1 protein-coding gene is annotated in these 229 nt (G+C 66.4%); it reads right to left on the minus strand.

Going from position 1 to position 229, the window contains the following annotated elements; translation table 11 throughout:
- Nucleotides 1-229 (minus strand): SDR family oxidoreductase (locus tag VJI94_RS08930; RefSeq protein WP_324009122.1); only part of this gene is annotated, 229 nt, incomplete at both ends.

Genomic DNA, 229 nt, shown 5'->3' on the forward strand with positions numbered 1-229 from the left:
GGTGACGTTGAGCTGCCACGCAAAGGCCCAGTCCTCGTCACTGCAGTCCAGGATGCTGCCGTGGTGCACGAAGCCCGCGCAGTTGAGCAGTGCGTCAAAGGCCCTCTCCTGCCCGGCCAGTGCCAGGATGTCTTGCGCATCGGTCACATCCAGCCGCCGCGTACGCAGGCCGTCCCGTCCCTCCAGTTCTGCCAGCGCCTGCATGTCGATGTCGGTGGCCAGCACGCTG

The sequence above is a fragment of the Parvimonas sp. D9 genome (assembly GCF_035282565.1).
GTDB lineage: Bacteria > Bacillota > Clostridia > Tissierellales > Peptoniphilaceae > Parvimonas > Parvimonas micra.